Below are 18,428 nucleotides of genomic sequence, written 5' to 3'. Positions count from 1 at the left end.
CTCCAGTAATAGCCCGCTCTCATTGGGTAGCACCTCGGTTTCCCACTCGGTCAGCCAAGTCTTAAAGACTTCCTGAGCGGCTGGCTCAAATCGGGTATAGGGAAAGCGGTTGTATTCGTCAGCCTGGTAAGCAATAGTAGAGAAGTCAGAATCCGCGAGTTGTTGAATCAGGGCAAATGCCTTATCGCGGGCGTGTTTATCTGGATATTCATCAGTATATGCCCAGGGGACCTTATCGGGGTAAACCGCCAGTTGCAACCGCTGTACAAAACCATCGTTATCGTATTCAGTGGCCGCTCGAAGGTAGCCCAGCAGTTTAGCGGGCTGAATGCCCCCAAAGAGTGAGATACAGATAAACTTCACATGAGAAGTGCCGCGGGCAATTCGGTCGATAGTAATGGACCCGCTACCGTTCCAGCCTTCCAGGTAGAAAGCCCGGTCCTGCTCCCGCCCACTCTTTTCCCAGGTAGCAAGCAAGGCGATCAACTCATCCCGGCTCACCAGGATACCCGTTGGATTTTCATTCAGCAGGTCAGCCAGCTTTTCGGTGGTGGGGTCATTGGCTATATAGCGCCGTTCTTTGGGTTTTGTGGGCGCTTCGGGATAGCTAACCGGGTTGTCGATGGTCTTGCCTTTATGTCGGTCCTGCGCTTGCGCTGCATGGGCCTTTTTCTGGGCTTCATATTCCACCATTTCCATTTCATACGTCCGAATCTCTCCTTCAAACTTTTCCTGAGCAGCGAGTACCAAACGGGTCAGGGGCTTAAAAACGGCACTGGATGAGGGGGTTTTCATACTGGATGGATCGCCAATAATCGCCCCCCACAGATTGGGGACAATGGTCCAGTCATCTCTAGTCTTGGGTAATATGGTAAGCCGGGTACCAATCAGGGCAGAGAGCATAACCAGCGCCGGTGAAGCCACAAAGTCTAGGGGGCACTTCATACGGTAGGCATTGTCAGTCAGCCAGGGGCGTAAAGGCTCGGGAATCATCTCCGGCAGAAGAGGTAAAACCGGCAATAGATCGGTAGTAATCGGCTGGGGAGGTAGCCATTCGTCCTCTGTCGAATAAGTTTGTTGGTTTGGTTGCTTCAGTTGATCAGGATCAAAACCTTCTTCTATTTCTACGTCAATTTGCGTATCTTCGTACGTACTTTCAGGCATAGTCGTGATGATTTTCAGCCGTTCTGGTTTGGGCCCAGGGCGGCTTTTTTGTGAGTGGGATTATGCGAAGGGCGGGGTGAGAAACTCGGCTTGAAACCAAGCTTGGAAGGAGTCGAAATCATGAGCAATGAAGACCGCAGCGCCTGCCTGTTGCAGTTCTGCAATGGCTTTCTTTTGATCTTTACTAAGAGTATCCCTACCTACTTTGATTTCGATAAAAGCAGAGCGACCACCAACTACGGCCATCACATCGGGCAAGCCTAGACGTTGCTGACTGGGCACGAATTTTTTTAGATCATCTCGGTAGGTACCAGTTGATTGCAGGCGAGTGGCGAAGTGGCCCCGGTTACGGATATGCTCAACTATCCGACGAGTGAGGGCATTAGCCGATTCTGGCTTTACGCCCTTCTTACGTGGTTTACGGGCAGTCTGTTCGCCGATGAAGTTCTGGAGTTGGCGGAAGGCGGGTAGGTGGCTCATGCTGCCACACCTCCTTTTTTCCGATTGAGCTGGCATTTTATCTGCTGCTCTGCCCGCTGCTCGATTAATGCAGGATCTAATGGCTGGCTCGACTGACTACGTAGCCAGTTCAGTACTACCGCTTTTTCATAGAGAACCCGTTTACCAAATTTAACTACTCCCGGAATTTCACCAGCAGCCGATTTAATGCGTAGTGTGCTTGGTGGAATTCCTTTACAGACTTGGCAGAGCCAGTCGAAATTTTCATAAGGAGTGGTGTCATTTTTGTCACCTGCTTGCCCACTACGCAAATATTGCAGGACTTCTAGTGTTAACGCTTCTAGGTTTGTTAACCGGGCGTTAATTGGTTCAAATGGATTATTCATTGCTTGCCGTCGTTTTACGTGATTGACGGTAGCAAAGATTAGCCGGGTTAAAAGAGAGCAACCGGTTGCAACTAGTTACTAAAATTTGCCCAGATTGTATTTATTTCATTTTCAGCCTGTTTCCTTTCAAATTCATCTAGCATTGGTAGTATTTTTTCGATTGATGCTATTAGCCTCTTTGCTCTTACTATTGAATCATTTGGGTAGCTTATGCGCTTTTTAGGTGTGGCAAGAGCTATATATTTATTGTATAAAGGCTCCCCTCTACTTATTGGTGGTAACCCTTTATAACAATGAATCAGTGCTTTTTCTCTATCTGTTAATTTATCATCATTGATATTTTGTGCATTCTTAGTAATACTTAACCCAAGTTCATCTACCGCGTTTTCAAGAGCCGACTGGTTGACCCGATCCCTACTAAGCTTAGCCACAGTTAAATTCGCAGAAAATACTATTTCAACTAGATCAAAAGCAACACCCATTTCTACGTTGTTGGTATAGCATAAGTCGAATAATTCTCTCCATAAACCATTGACTACATATTTGGAATCGGGCTTTACTGGCTCAGGCCAATATTCTAGGGCCCAGCGATTAAAGGGCTTGTATTGGTTGGTTAAATTTTTGTAGTGGCTAAAATGAGCATTGAATATGTTATCGATATCATGGGGTTGTTGAATAGCCTCTTGCCTAAAATCTTTAACCCACTCTTCTGAAACAGCCCATGCGCTATTTAGACTATTGATTAATGATTGTCTAAGTGTTTTCTCAATAACTTTCATTTCTTCAACCGACCCTTTCCAAACCTTAGGAAAGGGAGCATACAACAGATTTGTATTTTCATCACTTAATAAATAGCTGAGTTTTTCACGGCGTTTAGCTATTATTTGATCAATAGTAACGTGTTCATTCATTTGTTGTTGCTTTGGGTTTATTGACTCCTCATAATCAGTTAGCTCCCTTAATACTTTTGTTGCATCATCTTCCAGGCTTACATTTGTTAACCATTCATTTAATTGCTGTTGAGTGCCAATACAACCACCAGTATCATCATAAACTTCTTTTTGAAGTCTCTCTCTTACTGCTGAAGCTAGGCCTAGCTTCAGATTGGCAAACACCTTTATCTTTGATCTTTCATAATCACTCAAAGTTGAAATCAAGGCAGGGTAGTGCTTAATTTCATCATAGAGCCTTTCTACTTGTTCTTGACTTAAAATCAGACGATCCATCTCCACTACAAATTGTCAAAAGCTTCATCAATCAATTCATTCTCAAACGAAGCCAGATACGTCTGTGTAATGCTTTCGGTCTGGTGGCCCATCGCTTCCGAAATCACAGCCGTTGCCACACCTGAATACTTAAGCGCTGTAGCGAAGCTATGGCGGGCCACATACGTAGTCAGGACAACCTCTACCCCAGCCATCTGGGCTATCACTTTCAAATCAGGATTTACCTGGCCCAGTATCTTATGTATCCGGTTATCAACCTGTTTGGGTGTCTGGTGGCGGTGGCGGTCCAGAATTGGAAATACATAGGCATCAATACCTTTATAGGTAAGCGGCCGGTAATAATCCAGAATTTGCTGGGCGATAACAGAGAGCTTAAAATTGAACAGGTGTCCCGTTTTTTTGCGCTCGTAACGCAGGCGTCCATTCTGCACGTCATTCCAGGTCAGATAAGCCATATCGACAAAGTTGATACCTGCCCCGTAGTAACTGAATACAAACAAGTCCCGGGCAAGCTGCAACCGGGCCGTTTCAGGTTTTAGGTCAACGATTCGCCCGATCTCTTCTTTGGAGATAGCCCGTTTGCGCGTTCTCAGGTCGAACTGGCTGACTTTAAACTCCCGGAAAGGGTAATGCTTATCATGTACCAAGCCGCGCTTTATGGCCTGGTTGTAGACCAGTCGTAGCGTTCGGAAATAAACCGCCATCGATGTTTCGGCCAGTCCCCGTTCAGCCAGCGTTGAGCGGAAGTCATCCAGGTAGCCAGGAGTAACCTCAGTAAATAGCAGCTTTTCAGGTGAACGGCCTTCGTCGGTCTCATAGCGCACCAACGCCCGGCGTATATCCCGCACTGTTGAGGCCGTACCCATACGTTTTTCTTTATTGAGCCTGTCGTTGTATTCATCGATAAAGCCCAGCACGCTTACCTTGCGAACGGACTTAGCGGCCTTGGCGGCAACCCGTAAAGCGCTGAAGGGTTTTTCCTCCTGCTTGAGGTCGCTGGCGGCTTCGGTAAACTTGGCTTTCCACTTGTTAATAGAGGCCTCTACCAGTAATCGGTCCGGGCAATTCCGGCGCGGTTCTGCCTTTTTATCATCCCAGTGCTTCAGTTGCAAGCTAAGTCCGGTGGAAACGTATTTTCGCTGGCGATCTTTGGTAATTCGCACCATAAGCGGGTGCGACCCATCGGCCAATGTCTTAGATTTGTAGAGAATGACTTTAACCAGCGCATCGCTGTCTTTGTAATCAGTAGCTTTGGCCATAAAAAAGCCCGGTTTACACAGTGGTTTACACAAACTTATATAAATAGCCGGGAATAACAAAAACCAATCAACACTAAAAAGCCTTGTATTCGCAGATTATCAGCCCATTAGAAACTAATCAAAAATAACAAAATGAAGAGAGCCGCTGACTCATAATCAGTAAGTCGCAGGTTCGAGCCCTGCCTGGCCCACCCTCATAATTAAGCACTTTGTAAACACTTACAAAGTGCTTTTTTTGTTTGACTGCAAAACAACTTGAAATACATTTCCGACGCCCTTGTAACTCAATAACGTCACAGCCTTTCCAATCGCTCAACAGCCGAATATCATAATCAACCAAGTCCTTCATCAAGCCGGTGAATACACGAAACCGGCACTTATGCGTCCAGACGACATGAAATTGTTTTTATGCTTACTCATGGCGTAAAACTAGCAAAATGGTCTGGCCTTCAGCACATCACCCCCAAGGCGTTGGCTTATCGAGTTTCATTCAATAACCTCGGTCATAACTCATTTCACAATAATACTTTCCCTGTCTCAGCGGTAGGAGCTGCTCACCCGTATTCGCTTATCTTACTTTTCCGGACAATCTTGTATTTTAATAGTTTTATCAGGAACTAAGGCAACCAGAGATTTCACCTCACCATACGCCAATTATCTGGCGAATACGGCTATTACCCCATTTAAAGTAACCCCGATTTCATTAGATTTGTAGATTACAATTAACTTTTCTCAGTACATTCTCACCTAACATCAGGTACTATGACCCACGTTTATTCGCTCATAGTTCAACATGCCCGGCAGGTTGGACTCATTTGGGCAATGCTTTTGCTGTACACAATCAGCTTCGGGCAGGGAACGCGCCCGCCTATTCGCGGACGTATCACCGATGCCAACGGAAACGGGATTCCGGGCGTCACCGTTCAGGTACCGGGAACGAACACCGGTACCGTTACCGATGTCGACGGCAACTATCAATTCACGCCAATCAGCGATGGCCAGGTAACATTACGGATCACGGCTGTCGGTTATCAGGCGGCAACGCAGACGGTAAATGCAGGTGCACAATCGACCGTGAACGTAACGCTGAAAGAAGACATTGCCAACCTTGATGAAGTAGTTGTTACGTCACCGGGTCAGCAGGCTTCACGGCGTTCGCTCGGTAACGCGATCAGTACGATTAAAGCATCGGATATACAGCAATCCGGTTCGGCTGGGTTGTTGAACTCGCTGCAAGGCAAAGTTCCTGGTGCTCAAATTGTTCAGAACTCAGGCGACCCTTCTGGGTCGATGTCCATTCGCTTGCGGGGGATCAAATCGCTGACGGGTTCGTCGGACCCGCTCTACGTTATTGATGGGGTTATTGTGAGCAATCAGAGCAGCAACGTATCGCAACTCGCCGTGGCCGATCAGATTGGCTCGGCACAGGCGGGTACGAACCGACTCGCCGATATCAGCCCCAACGATATTGCTACGTTGAGCGTATTGAACGGAGCAGCTGCGGCTGCGCAATACGGTTCGCGGGCGGCCAACGGGGTAGTCATTATTACGACCAAACGAGGTACGACGGGCGCTCCAAAAATCACCGTTTCGACCTCGTTCAATGTCAATGAACTTCGGAAAAGCGTACCGATTAACCTGTACAACAAAACGTTTGGGAATGCCCAGCAACGGCTCTACCCAATCCAGACCTTCGCACTAGGGGCGGCCCAACAGGCAGCTATTGCACTGAATCCGGCTACTACGTTTACGTTGATTAACCGCGATGGTACGCCTAACTACCTCCTATCGAACGTAGTAGATAACGTACCGCGTTACAATTATTTCGACCAGATTTTCCGGACGGGATATGGTACCGACAATTCGATTTCGGTATCGGGCGGACGCGACAACACGCAGTACTACGTATCGTTTGGGTATCTGAAAAACGAAGGGATCATCAAAGGCACCGATTTTACCCGCTATAATTTCCGCGCTCGTCTCGACCAGCGCCTGACCAACTGGGCGAAACTTTCGGCTGGCTTAACCTACGCCAACAGCTTCGCCAACGAGAAAGCCAACGGGAACGTATTCTACAGCCCGATGAACTCGGTGACCATCCTGAACAACATCTACGACATCACCAAGCGCGATGCGTCGGGCAACTTGCAGGCGGTTGAAGGCCCTCGTGTGAACCCGCTGTCGACCATCGAAGATATGCGTTTTACGCAGTCGGTGAACCGTACTGTGAGCGATGTTCAATTGAACCTGACTCCGCTGAAAGGACTGAGCATCGACTACATTCTGGGCGTTGATACGTATGGGCAGGTTGGGCAAAATTACATTCGCCCCTACCCATATGCAGGTCAGGCCCAACTAGGTGCAAACCTATATCCGCTGGGGTATTCGGCCACGGCAAATAACACGGTTTTCCAGATAAATACCGACCTGAATATCAGCTACGAGCGGCAATTATCGGAGCAGTTCAAGCTGAATGCGATGGCCGGTTACAGCTATCAGTTTTTCCGGTCCGATTACTCAATTGCGCAGGGCCAGAACCTGTCGCCCTTTATCGAAACCGTGGCCGGTGCCGCCAGCACGACGGTTCAGGCCAACTACAGCCTCGACCGTTTTAACCTGAGTGGTTATTTCGCACAGGCCACAATTGGCTACAACAATTTGGCGTTCGTGACGGCGGCTGTTCGTCGCGACCAGTCGTCGAAATTTTCGCCTGAAGTGACCAATCAGTTTTATCCGAAAGTCAGTGGTTCGTTTGTCGTTTCTGACCTGAGTTTCTGGAAAGATGCCTCATTCAATAAGGCGTTCAATAGCCTGAAATTACGGCTCAGCTATGGGGAGGCAGGTAACCTGTCGGGTGTTGGTTCGTACAGCCGTTTCTATCAGTTCACGCCACTTGCGTATCTGGGTAAGAATACGTTACAGCCTAACGCTCAATTAGCTAACCCACTGGTTCGGCCTGAGCGAATGGCCGAAATTGAGGGCGGTGTCGACCTTTCGTTCGTGAATAACCGGGTTGGCCTGGGCGTAACGTATTATAACCAGCAGATTAAAGATCTGGTTGTGAACCGGGCGCTGGCACCGTCGTCGGGCGGAACAGGGATTATTAACAACGTAGGTACGATGGAAAACAAGGGTGTTGAAGTTGTTCTGGACCTTGTACCCGTTAAAACCAGGGATTTCACCTGGGACGTAACGGCTATTTTCAACAGCAACCGAAACAAGGTATTGTCGTTGGGAAGCCCCGCTATTGCCATTGCATCGCCTGCTGGCGCCCCTTATCTGTTACAAGGTCAGCCCGCCAGCGTGTATTATGGAACTGGATACGCACGTAAGGATAATGGTGAATTACTGTTAACTGCGCAAGATTTCCCACAATCAGAACGGGCTTCGTCGCAGGCAGTTGGCTCAACTGACTTTGTAAAAGCTCGCAATTCAGAAGGACAGCCAAACACGGCGTCTCCAACAGCGAACATTGTGATCGCCAACCCGAACCCAAAATGGACGGGTTCGTTCACGACAAATCTGAATTACAAAGCATTCTCACTGCACATTTTATTGGATGCCGTGCAGGGCGTCGACGTATTTAACGCTGACCGTCGGACGCGGCAGGGCGTTGGTATTGGTGATTACGTAGAACAGGAGTTAAAAGGAGAAAGACAACGGGGATACATTTTCGCGATTTACAACACCGAAGAATGGCGCGTAGAAAGCGGTGCTTACACCAAACTGCGGGAAGTTTCGCTGAGTTATACGTTGCCTAAGTTGATTAAAAACGTCAGCAACATTAACGTATCACTGATTGGCCGCAATTTGTATTCATGGGATAAATACACGGGTTTCGATCCGGAAACCAACGCAGGTGGCACCAACGATTTGCTACGTGGCCTTGATTTCGGTAACGTACCCATTCCCCGCACGTATCAGGTAAAATTATCGGCTTCATTCTAAAACAAGTCGACAGTGGTCAGTCATCAGAGGCTGACAATTAGCGACTTACGACTAACATGAAAAAAATCATCATAACTTCCGTTCTAGCGGGTTTACTGGTACTCCAGAACGCCTGTACGCAGGAATATCTGAACCCTAGCACGGCCAGCCAGCCGCAGGTGGTTGGTTCGACTGACGGGCTGATTACGGTTTGTAACAGTTTGCAGTACCGCTACTCCGTAGGTGGTGGCGGGTCTGTTTTGGGCAGCGCCGTTTCGGCTGGCGGGCTGACTACTAATGAGTTGATTGTACTGAACCAGGGCAACGGCGAAGAATTTGCCCTGCAACAGGGTCAGGCTAACGTAACAAGCTCAAACGGAGTAGTACGTATCATCTGGACCCAATCCCAACTGCTACGTTCCAACGCCGATCTGGTGTTAGCGAATACGGGTGTTGTAACCGATCCAGGCACCAAAAGCGGTATCGTTGCTTACGCGTCTATTTTCCGGGCGTTGGCCATTGGTACGTTGGCACAGTTCTTCCAGTCGGCACCGATTGTTACGGGCGAAAACGCGCCCTTCGTCGACCGAATCGATATGCTGAAAAATGCCATTGCTTCGCTAGAGACGGCGGCAACGATGGTAACGGCTAACCCGGTATCAGCTAACTTCACGGGCAAAGTACCTGCCGGTATCGACATTCCTAATACGTTGCAGGCACTGATTGCCCGGTATGCGTTGATGGCTGGCGACTACGATAAAGCCTTAGCGGCAGCTGCCAAAGTCGATCTGACCAAGAAGTCAGTGTTTAACTTCGATGATACGTCACGCAACCCGATTTTCTTCACGGCATTCGGGAATGTGAACGTGTATGCGCCAACCAACACGGCGCTGGGTTTACCGGCAGTTCTGGCCCCAAATGCTGCTGACAAACGAATTGCTTTCTACACACAAACAGCAAATACGAAAGCAAATCTGGGAACCGGTTTTTATACGGCAAACAATACACCCATTCCGGTGTATCTCCCCGGCGAAATCCTGCTGATTCAGGCCGAAGCTTCGGCCCGCAAGGGTGATCTGACGGGTGCCGTAACGGCTCTAAATAAAGTGCTGACCAAAACGGCGGCTACTGATGCCTTCGGGGTGGGTGCTGGTTTACCTGCTTACAGTGGCGCTCAAACAGCCGATGCTATTCTGCTGGAAATACTACGTAATCGCCATATTGAACTGGCGTTCACGGGCTTCCGGCTTGAGGATAGCCGTCGGTTTAACCGGCCGGGTCCGGGTGCAGCTGGTTCGGAGCGGAACCGTAATTTTTTCCCCTACCCACGTGTAGAGCGGGAAAATAATACGAGTACGCCTGCTACTGATCCGAGTTAAGAACAAGACTGTAGTCTATTTTTGTCATTCTGACGAAGGAAAAATCTTAAATTTTCCTTCGTCAGAATGACAAAAATGCTTATTAGGGGCCTGTCTTGAAAGGTTCAACCTATTTTTTAGCGCTTTGACATTTGCGGTTAACATACACCCTTCATCAACTACCCAATGACCTTACTTCGATATCGTCTTCCTCTGGCCATTGTAGTAATTAGTGCCTTATTTTTCGTAGCCTATACATATCCCAACCCAAAATCGTCAACGTCTCTCGAAAAAGAGTTGGATGCCCTTTTCGCTGATATTCCTGACTTTAGTGGCGTTGTGCTGATTGCTAACGGAGGCAAACCGGTTTACGAAAAAGCGTTCGGTTACCAGAATTTCGAAACGAAAACGCCTATGACCACGGGCTCGATTTTCGAACTGGCGTCGGTTTCGAAACAGTTTACGGCTATGACCATTCTGATGCTGAAACAGGAAGGTAAACTAGAGTATGACGACCGAATTGACAAGTACATTTCGAATTTGCCGTATCCAGGAATTACCATTCGTCATTTGCTTAACCACACATCGGGTTTACCTGATTATCAGGACGTAATGGATAAGTATTGGGATAAGACTAAGGTGGCTGACAATGCCGACAACATTGCTTACCTCATCAAATACCATCCGCCAAAATTGTTTGAGCCCGGTGCGAAGTACGAGTACAGCAACACGGGTTATATGCTACTGGCCAGCATTGCCGAACGTGCTTCCGGGCAGGATTTCATTCAGTTTTGCCGGTCGCGCATTTTCAATCCGGTTGGCATGACGCACACCGATATTCCTACCCTCGATCAGAAAGTGAAATTGCCCACTATGGCCTGGGGGCATCTATACGTACCGGAGAAAAAACGCTACGTTCGGGCTGATTCGTTTCCGCAGTTCAATTATGCCATCTGGCTCGGCAACCGCAAAGGTCCCGGACGTATCAGTTCCACTGCCGACGATTTACTGAAATGGGACCGGGCGCTATATTCTAGCCAATTGGTTAATCACCAAACACTTGCGGAGGCTTTTAAACCCGCCAGACTAAACGATGGCACTACGTCGCCGTACGGGTTTGGGTGGGAGTTGCAGCAATCCAAACTTGGAAAAGTGGTACGTCACAGTGGCGATAACCCCGGCTACAAAACGCAGATTATTCGCTACGTGGATGCCGATAAAACGATTATTCTCCTCTGCAACAACGCCCACGAGAAGTTGCCGACAATTCTGAAAACGATTGAAACGACGGTGGTCCAATGACATTTCTTCCAATTTTTCCGTGAAGACAGATTCTCAAATCTGACTTTGTGAGGTTTCTCAAAACCTAATTTGTCGGTTATTAGTAACCAACATCACGAACCATTTCAAGGCTTGGGAATCGTAATATTCGGCACCCACAACCACTCGGGTGGATCTACACCAAGCAAGTGTTTTTACGAAAAAATCGCGTCGTTTGTGTTCGCCATAGTCACCACCAAGCGAGTGACCCATACCCGGAATCATCAGAAAATCGAAATTCTTATTGGCTTTAACCAGCGCGTTGATGAACTGAAACGTAGAGGAAGGGTCAACGTTATCGTCTAACTCGCCCAGAATCAGGAGGAGTTTACCTTTCAGATTTTTGGTGTGTGTTACGTTCGAAGATTCAACGTAGTGCTGACCAATCGGATAACCCATCCACTGTTCGTTCCACCAGATTTTATCCATCCGATTGTCGTGACAACCCGACGACGAAACGGCTACTTTATAAAAATCGGGATGCAATAGCAACGCCCCAGCCGAGCTTTGTCCTCCCGCCGAATTGCCCCAGATACCCACCTTGCTCAGGTCCATGTACGGATATTTCTGAGCAGCCGCTTTCATCCAGGCAATGCGGTCCGGGAATCCAGCGTCTTTCAGATTTTGCCAGCTTACGTCGTGAAAAGCTTTCGAGCGATTCGACGTACCCATGCCATCGCATTGCACGACAATAAAACCTAGTTCGGCCATTTCGTGCAGTGATCCGCGCGAATCCGTAACGAAACTTTTTGGCACAAACGAATCGTGCGGACCGGCGTAAATGTATTCGATAACCGGGTATTTTTTTGTCGGGTCGAAATTCGATGGTCGGACAATGATGCCCCAGATATCTGTTTGGCCGTCACGCCCTTTGGCGGTGAAAACTTCCGGTAATTTCCAGCCTGTCGCCATCAACGGTTTGATGTCGGCTTTCTCCAAATCCATAATTACCTTGCCAGTTGCCGCCTGACGTAGCACCGTAACTGGCGGTTCATCGACGCGGGAATAGCTATCGACAACGTATTGATAATCATCCGAGAAATACGCTCGGTGGTTACCGTTTTCTTGTGTTAACGTAGTAAATCCGGTTCCATCAAAATTGACGCGATAGAACTGACTGAAATAAGGGTCCTGCCCAGCCTCTTTTCCGCTACCTTCAAATAAAACGGTACGTTTCACTTCATCGACGTAGACTACCCGGCGCATCACCCAGTTGCCTTTCGTGATCTGATTTTTCAGCTTTCCGGTTCCGTCGTACAAGTAGAGGTGATTCCAGCCGTCGCGCTCCGACGCCCAGATAATTTCCCTGCCATCTGCTACGTCATAACGATAGTTTTTGCCACTGTAGCAGATGAACGTTTTGCTCGTCTCGTCAATCAGCGGCTTTACGTTCCCGTCGGCGCTCATCTCGAAAATCGTGTACCGCTGATGACCCCGCTGATTATACTCAAACGTGAACGCCCGACTGTCTTTCCGCCATTGGGGCGTTGATACGTTATATTGTTCGGCAATGAGCGAAGCGGGCACCTGAATTTGCTTTTTACTCTCAATCAGAAACAACGTTGGCGTTCGTTGGGGCAGCGCATCGCCGGGTTTCAGGTAGGGTCGCGACTGTAGTTTGGGCTGCAACTGGTCGGTTGGGGAGGATTCGATTAGGTAAATCAGGTGGGGGGCGTTGGCTCTTACTTTGTTGACAGCCAGCCTTTTCGAATCGGGCGACCAAACCAGTCGGGCCGAGTAATACTCTCCTTCCGAACCATCGAAACTTAATGCTACGTCCTCAGTTGGTTGGCGGCTTGAGCGAATGTAGACGTTGTGGTTTTTGATGAACGCTACGTATACGCCATCGGGTGAAGGAACTGGCTTGCCTTCGCGTTCGTCGTTCTGCCCACCCCAGTAGCGTGATGGTTCAGGCATAATTACCCCCTTGAGCCGACATTGATACGTATCGAGCGGACACGTGAAGATTGAATCTTTGATTTTGAATGATACGTCGTTTGCTCCAAGTGTTACGTCCGTAAACGGGAGTTGATAAGGCGTAATGCTACGTCCCGTCAACTGACTCAGCGACGTAGCAAGTCGCTTCTGGTCGAAAGCGGGTTCTTTAGTGGCTCGCTCCGCGTCGACTTTAACAAATTCTTTGCCGTTCGCCGTAGTTTTCAGGTACCAGAACGAATGTGTTTGATTCACCCATTGAACCCATTCCGGCGCGTTGTAGACCTTATTCTGAAACGCCCCGTTCAGAAATTCCGCGCGTTGATAATCGGCCAACGTACCTTGCGCCAAACTTGTAAGTGGCAAAAGCAGCAACAGAACGTAGTACGTAATACGCCAAAGCGAGACAAACAGGCAGGCAGTCATAACTGGTTTCCGGAGGAAGTTCAACCGATAAATATAGCCTCCGAAAGCCAATGAGCCTAGGTCTCATAGCGTAATCACAATTTCCGGACGATGGGCATATTCAGATATCATTACGTTCGGTGTTACGTTGGCAAATTGCCTGAAATCTTTCGCCAGATGATTGTAATCGGAATAACCATATTGAACGGCAATCGTAAGCCAATCGAGATCAGGATGCATTTCCTTACGCATAAATACCTGATGAAACCGACTGATGCGACTATATAATTTGGGGCCGACGCCCATCCGCTCAACAAATTTTCGTTCAAACTGGCGCGAACTCAAATTGGATTGATCTGCCAGCCAATCTAACGAAAATGGGGTTGGATTCTGGAACAATAATTCGCCGATTCGGTCAATGGGATGCGCGTCTATTTTTACCGTTCTAAGCCTACGTAGCAGATAAGCTTCGGCCCGTTCGATTACCTCTTTATAGGTACGGGCATTCGCGATTTGGTCATTTACCGATTGTATTTCAGCGTTTAGCATCAATTCGGCATTACAAAATTCATTAGTCAGCTCATTACTCGAAAAACCCAGTAATCGATACATAGCCCCTGGCCGAAAAATGACCATCAGCATCAGGAAATCGGGGTCTGAAAAAGTGCGAAAGTTTAGTCGCGAAACCTGTTGACCAAAAAACGCATTACTGGTTATTTTTGAAACAATACCTGACTGCGGATCATGCGATTCGATGTATCCTCGCGCAAAAAAGACAAGAGCCTGCTCGATTCGTGTTGGATAAGGTTTTGTTTGAAAGTCTGGTGGCACATAGTCAAGATGGACCAACAGGTAATTTTGGACGAACGGCTTTAGGGCCGGGCTTGGCAGGATTTCATTGAAAATCATAGTTCCTGAAGAATGGCTACCAGTTTTTCGGGCATGGAGAAAAACGGCGAGTGACTACTGGCTAATGTATACTTTTTCTGGACAGGAACGTTATCCGTTAACCTGCTTTTATCCAGATCCTTAGCTTGCGTGCAGAGAATATAAACTTTAGGAATGACTCCATACCGGGCGTCCGTTACGTGTACGGGCGTTCCCAGGCAAGCCATCGACTGCCAACCTAGATGGGCTTTAGCAAACGCTACGTCGGCTGTAGTACAATCGTGATAAAAGAGTTGAGTAGCATTGTCCGGCTTTATCATTGATGTTTTCTGATCGGCTGAAAGGATTAAACTTTCGGTCAGCGATGGCCCTGATGCTACGTTACCGGCCGCCTTATTCAATGCCTCTGCTTTTCCGGCTAAGGCAAAAACAGACTCCCCATCTTTAGGCATGAAGGCATCCAGAAACACCAGCTTCGCCACTTTTTCATGGCCCAACACTTCGGCGGCCTGCGCAATCACAACACCCGCCATAGAGTGGCCCACCAGAATAACCGGACCCGTTTGTGTTTTCGCTACGTCAACGACTTTCTGTACGTAGTTATCAAGCGTAACTGTGGCAACTGGTGTTTTGTCCTCGCCGTGTCCCGGTAAATCAATGGCGAGTACACGGTTGCCATTCGACTCCAGCAAGGGTACCACTTTTTTCCAGCACCAGGCCCCGTGCCACGCTCCATGGATCAGGATAAATGTTTTCGACTGAGCAACTGAAACTGTCTGGAGCAGTAGAATAAATGCAACTAGTAAAGCGCTGATTTTCATAATCGTTCTTGTTTAATTTCCTGACAAACCTATTGCCTGGCCGCAGGATTCTACAAGTAGAAAATCGACATCTTTCACCGGGAACACTACGATTTTAGCCCGTCAACTACCTTTGAGAAATGATTACTATTCGAAAAGCCACGCCCGCCGATGCCGACGCCATCTGGGCCATCATTAAAGAGGTGATTGCCACGGGTGATACGTATGTGTTTGCGCCGGATTCGTCACGCGAAAAAATGCTGAATTTCTGGCTGGGAGCGGATAAGCATACCTACGTAGCACTACTAAATGACGTAGTCGTTGGTACGTTCCTGCTGAAAGATAACCAGCCCGATTTAGGATCGCACATTGCCAACGGGGCTTATATGACGTCGCCTAACGCAGGTGGGCAAGGCATCGGAAAAATGATGGGTGAGTTTTCGCTGAAAGAAGCCAAACTACTGGGCTACAGGGCCATGCAATTCAACATTGTGATCAAAAGCAATGAGCTAGCTGTTCGGCTTTGGCAAAAACTCGGCTTCACCATTCTGGGCGAAATTCCCGAAGCGTTTAATCACCAGCAACTTGGATTGACCAATGCGTATATGATGTATAGAAAGCTCTAGACTGAACCGGATGGTACTACGTCTCAGCATTACCGAATGAGCGTTCCGGAGCGCGATCTTCTTTCAGAATAAAATCGGTCGGGGTAAGTGAGGTAAACTCCTTAAAATCACGTACCATGTGCTGATAATCATAGTAGCCCATTTCGAGCGCAATTGTGAGCCAGTCTTTTTGTGGACAGGCATTTTTGAGTTTGATCGTTTGATCGAAGCGGATAATTCGGGCGTAAAGTTTGGGGCTAACACCTGTACGCTGGAGAAAAAGATTGTAGAACTGTTTTGTACTTAAACAAGCCTGATTAGCCAGCCAGTCCAGGCCGGGCCAATCCCGCGAAAATCGCGAAGGGTTGATACGGGCTGTACTGTTCAGCAAAAATTGACTCACCTTATCAATAGGCAATACGTGGTTTCGGACGTAGTGAATGTCTTGTCGACGTATCAGATATGACAGGAAAGCTTCGACAATTTGAATCATTTCCAGATGGTTATCCGTACCGTTCAGCCGCTCGTTGACTAACCGAATCTCAGCCGGTAGCAGTGCCTCGGCATCCACAAATGTATTTGTTAATTCGCAGGAAGGCAGTCCGGTTAATCTGAAAAGAGCACCGGGTTGAAACACAACCTGAAATAGAACAAATTCGTGAGGAGGCTGCCGAAAAATCAACCCCGAATGCTGTCCATTTAGAGTTGATCGAGGATTCTGCAGTGGTAAACCATTCAATGGCTCGATAGAATCACCGCCACGCGGATAAAACGACAGGCAGTTTTCAGGACGGGGCCAGTAAGGTTTTACTGGAACGGCTATTTCAGGTTGAAACGCAAGCCCAACAATCTGATATTGTCGAACATACTCCCGAAGCGCAGGACTAGGCGGTCTGTAGTCGAAGATAATCATCCGGTATGGGTTGCTACGTTATTCCATTTTCAGAGGTGGGCCAAGTGTTTCGACGCCGTGTTCCCGCGACACCTGCTGTTCTTCAGCAAACGTTGGCGGTCGTTTGAACGCGTTCATCTGCTTGAAGAAATCCTCTAGATTACCAGCTGGTTGCAAAAGATAAATCAATTTTCCTTTCTCTGAAAGCTGTAGCCACGTGTGTGGAATATTCCGGGGAAGAAAAATTGTATCCCCAGCTATTAACGTCTGTTTTTCCTTGCCAACCTGAAATAGAAACTTTCCTTCTACTACGTAGAAAATTTCGTCCTGATGAAGATGCATGTGCAGCGGAGGGCCTATTTTGGCAAAGCCTTCGTATTCAAAAACAGCTAGTTGATCACCCGTATCTTTTGCCGAAATTTTAACGAGGTTCGGATTGACACCTTGATACAGGATTGGTTGGTTAAAGCGATCTTGTCCGGCTTTCACGGCGAATGGTTTTTTTGCGGATAGGGCCGATTTAGTAGGTGTGGCTGATGCACCTAACGTAGCGGTGGACGTTACAGTTGTTGCCGCCGTCGATACGGCGCCTGAGGAAATGGCTAGGAATTTTCTGCGTTGCATAACTTGTGGATGTTTATTGTGTTATGCAAAAGTCTATTGATTTCCAGGACAATTGGTGGTAAAAAATGGCAATTATTAGCCTGTTTGTTCCGTCACACAGCCACGCCTTCAATAATGCTATACGGCGACATTGTGGGTACAATTTGGGTCAGTTTAAAGCCGGATTGCTGGAATAGTGCACGGTATTCGTTGGCGGTACGTTCCTTGCCGGGCAAAATCGCCAGCATCTGCAAATCGAGTAATTTGCTCATTGAGGGTTCATTGCCGTCGGGAATCACCATCTCAACGACCAGTAGTTTACCATTTTCTACAATGCTCCGGCGGCAATTGCGTAGGATGGTTAGGCATTGCTCGTCGTTCCAGTCATGAATAATGTGCTTCATCAGGTACGCATCCCCCCCTTCAGGAACAGCCTGAAAGAAATCCCCTTCAATCATTTCACATCGATCAGTAACGCCTTGAGCCTCCAGCAAATCCGATGCTTCAGCAACAATCGCCCCCGGATCGAATAACATACCGCGCATGTGGGGGTATTTTTTGAGAATCGAAGCTAGCAAAAATCCCTGCCCTCCTCCCACATCCACCAGTTTGTTAATGCCAGAAAAATCATACCCAGCTAACACCGCCATACTAGCGCCCAGACTTAGGCTTGTCATGGCCTCATTGAAAAGCCTGCCTGCTTTTTCGTGCGACGAATAATAGTCGAACACGGGCATACCAAACACTTTATCGAAAGCCCGTTCGCCCGTTTTAACACTGTAGGATAAGTCGGCCCACATCTGGAACTGCGTGTCGTTGGTGAGCATTTCGGCAAAAGCGCGAAGGCTTTCCGGGTTATCGCTACGTAGGCAATCGGCGAGTGGCGTAAGACCGAAGCGATGATCAGCATCTTCGGCAAAAACACCCACACTGGCGCAGGCACGTAGTAAGCGATAAAGCGAATGGGGATGCGAGCCGGTTTGAGCTGCCAGTTCGTCGGCGGTTTTGGGATTGTCTTTTACTAAATCAGCGATGTGTAGTTCGGCCGCGACACCGATAGAGCGCGAAACGGCATAACCAAAGAGCATTTGCATAAGAATGGCTGCCGGAGGAAGTTGTTCGATTGTCATAACTTTCAAGGTTTGATTACCTCAAAAGTGCGCGGACTATACGGGAAGTATTGGGACGAAATGGCAATGTT

Annotated in this window: 15 protein-coding genes; 4 read left to right on the top strand and 11 right to left on the bottom strand. The window is 48.0% G+C overall.

Annotated elements, in window-relative coordinates; translation table 11 throughout:
• From IC229_RS32465 to IC229_RS32445, 5 genes are all read right to left on the bottom strand, one after another.
• Window positions 1-1,164 (bottom strand): YfjI family protein (locus IC229_RS32465; RefSeq protein WP_190892709.1); only part of this gene is annotated, 1,164 nt, incomplete at its 3' end.
• A gap of 60 nt (window positions 1,165-1,224) precedes the next feature.
• On the bottom strand, window positions 1,225-1,644 hold the full coding sequence (locus IC229_RS32460) for a VRR-NUC domain-containing protein (RefSeq protein ID WP_190892707.1): 420 nt from the start codon (window positions 1,642-1,644) through the stop codon (window positions 1,225-1,227).
• The gene (locus IC229_RS35560; protein ID WP_223834337.1) at window positions 1,641-2,009 is read right to left on the bottom strand and encodes a hypothetical protein; all 369 of its coding nucleotides are present in this window, start codon (window positions 2,007-2,009) and stop codon (window positions 1,641-1,643) included. The genes IC229_RS32460 and IC229_RS35560 overlap by 4 nt, the downstream gene beginning before the upstream one ends.
• 71 nt (window positions 2,010-2,080) lie before the next feature.
• Complete coding sequence (locus IC229_RS32450; protein WP_190892706.1) at window positions 2,081-3,235, bottom strand: hypothetical protein; 1,155 nt, start codon at window positions 3,233-3,235, stop codon at window positions 2,081-2,083.
• A gap of 5 nt (window positions 3,236-3,240) precedes the next feature.
• Entirely contained in the window at window positions 3,241-4,494 is a 1,254-nt protein-coding gene (locus tag IC229_RS32445) for a site-specific integrase (protein WP_190892704.1), read from the bottom strand.
• Window positions 4,495-5,256: 762 nt separating this feature from the next.
• Between IC229_RS32445 and IC229_RS32440 the strand changes: the two genes are divergently transcribed.
• The 3 genes from IC229_RS32440 (at window position 5,257) to IC229_RS32430 (ending at window position 11,081) form a co-directional block, all read left to right on the top strand.
• Window positions 5,257-8,442: a SusC/RagA family TonB-linked outer membrane protein gene (locus IC229_RS32440; RefSeq protein WP_190892702.1), complete on the top strand. Its 3,186-nt coding sequence runs from the start codon at window positions 5,257-5,259 to the stop codon at window positions 8,440-8,442.
• Between the two features lie 56 nt (window positions 8,443-8,498).
• Window positions 8,499-9,800 carry a RagB/SusD family nutrient uptake outer membrane protein gene (locus IC229_RS32435; protein WP_190892693.1) on the top strand — a complete coding sequence of 434 codons (1,302 nt, stop codon included), beginning with the start codon at window positions 8,499-8,501 and terminating at the stop codon, window positions 9,798-9,800.
• Window positions 9,801-9,965: 165 nt separating this feature from the next.
• Entirely contained in the window at window positions 9,966-11,081 is a 1,116-nt protein-coding gene (locus IC229_RS32430; RefSeq protein WP_190892685.1) for a serine hydrolase domain-containing protein, read from the top strand.
• A gap of 57 nt (window positions 11,082-11,138) precedes the next feature.
• Here the strand turns inward: IC229_RS32430 and IC229_RS32425 are convergent, their stop codons facing one another.
• The 3 genes from IC229_RS32425 to IC229_RS32415 form a co-directional block, all read right to left on the bottom strand.
• On the bottom strand, window positions 11,139-13,460 hold the full coding sequence (locus tag IC229_RS32425) for a S9 family peptidase (RefSeq protein ID WP_317171685.1): 2,322 nt from the start codon (window positions 13,458-13,460) through the stop codon (window positions 11,139-11,141).
• 63 nt (window positions 13,461-13,523) lie between these two features.
• Window positions 13,524-14,348: a helix-turn-helix domain-containing protein gene (locus IC229_RS32420; protein ID WP_190892683.1), complete on the bottom strand. Its 825-nt coding sequence runs from the start codon at window positions 14,346-14,348 to the stop codon at window positions 13,524-13,526.
• Window positions 14,345-15,148 (bottom strand): alpha/beta fold hydrolase, encoded by an 804-nt coding sequence (locus tag IC229_RS32415; RefSeq protein WP_190892682.1) that lies wholly within the window; start codon window positions 15,146-15,148, stop codon window positions 14,345-14,347. Before IC229_RS32415 ends, IC229_RS32420 begins: the two co-directional genes overlap by 4 nt.
• Window positions 15,149-15,267: 119 nt before the next feature.
• Here IC229_RS32415 and IC229_RS32410 point away from each other — a divergent pair, with 119 nt between their 5' ends.
• On the top strand, window positions 15,268-15,753 hold the full coding sequence (locus IC229_RS32410; protein ID WP_190892680.1) for a GNAT family N-acetyltransferase: 486 nt from the start codon (window positions 15,268-15,270) through the stop codon (window positions 15,751-15,753).
• 16 nt (window positions 15,754-15,769) lie between these two features.
• On the opposite strand, the gene IC229_RS32405 is transcribed toward IC229_RS32410, so the two are convergent.
• From IC229_RS32405 to IC229_RS32395, 3 genes are all read right to left on the bottom strand, one after another.
• Entirely contained in the window at window positions 15,770-16,645 is an 876-nt protein-coding gene (locus tag IC229_RS32405) for a helix-turn-helix domain-containing protein (RefSeq protein ID WP_190892678.1), read from the bottom strand.
• Window positions 16,646-16,663: 18 nt separating this feature from the next.
• A complete protein-coding gene (locus IC229_RS32400) occupies window positions 16,664-17,248 on the bottom strand; it encodes a cupin domain-containing protein (protein WP_190892676.1) in 585 nt (194 codons plus the stop codon).
• Between the two features lie 92 nt (window positions 17,249-17,340).
• Window positions 17,341-18,357 carry a methyltransferase gene (locus tag IC229_RS32395; protein ID WP_190892675.1) on the bottom strand — a complete coding sequence of 339 codons (1,017 nt, stop codon included), beginning with the start codon at window positions 18,355-18,357 and terminating at the stop codon, window positions 17,341-17,343.
• Window positions 18,358-18,428: the final 71 nt, after the last annotated feature.

The sequence above is a fragment of the Spirosoma profusum genome (assembly GCF_014699005.1).
In the GTDB taxonomy this organism is placed as follows: Bacteria; Bacteroidota; Bacteroidia; order Cytophagales; family Spirosomataceae; genus Spirosoma; species Spirosoma profusum.
This window is presented reverse-complemented; position numbering and strand designations above follow the sequence as displayed.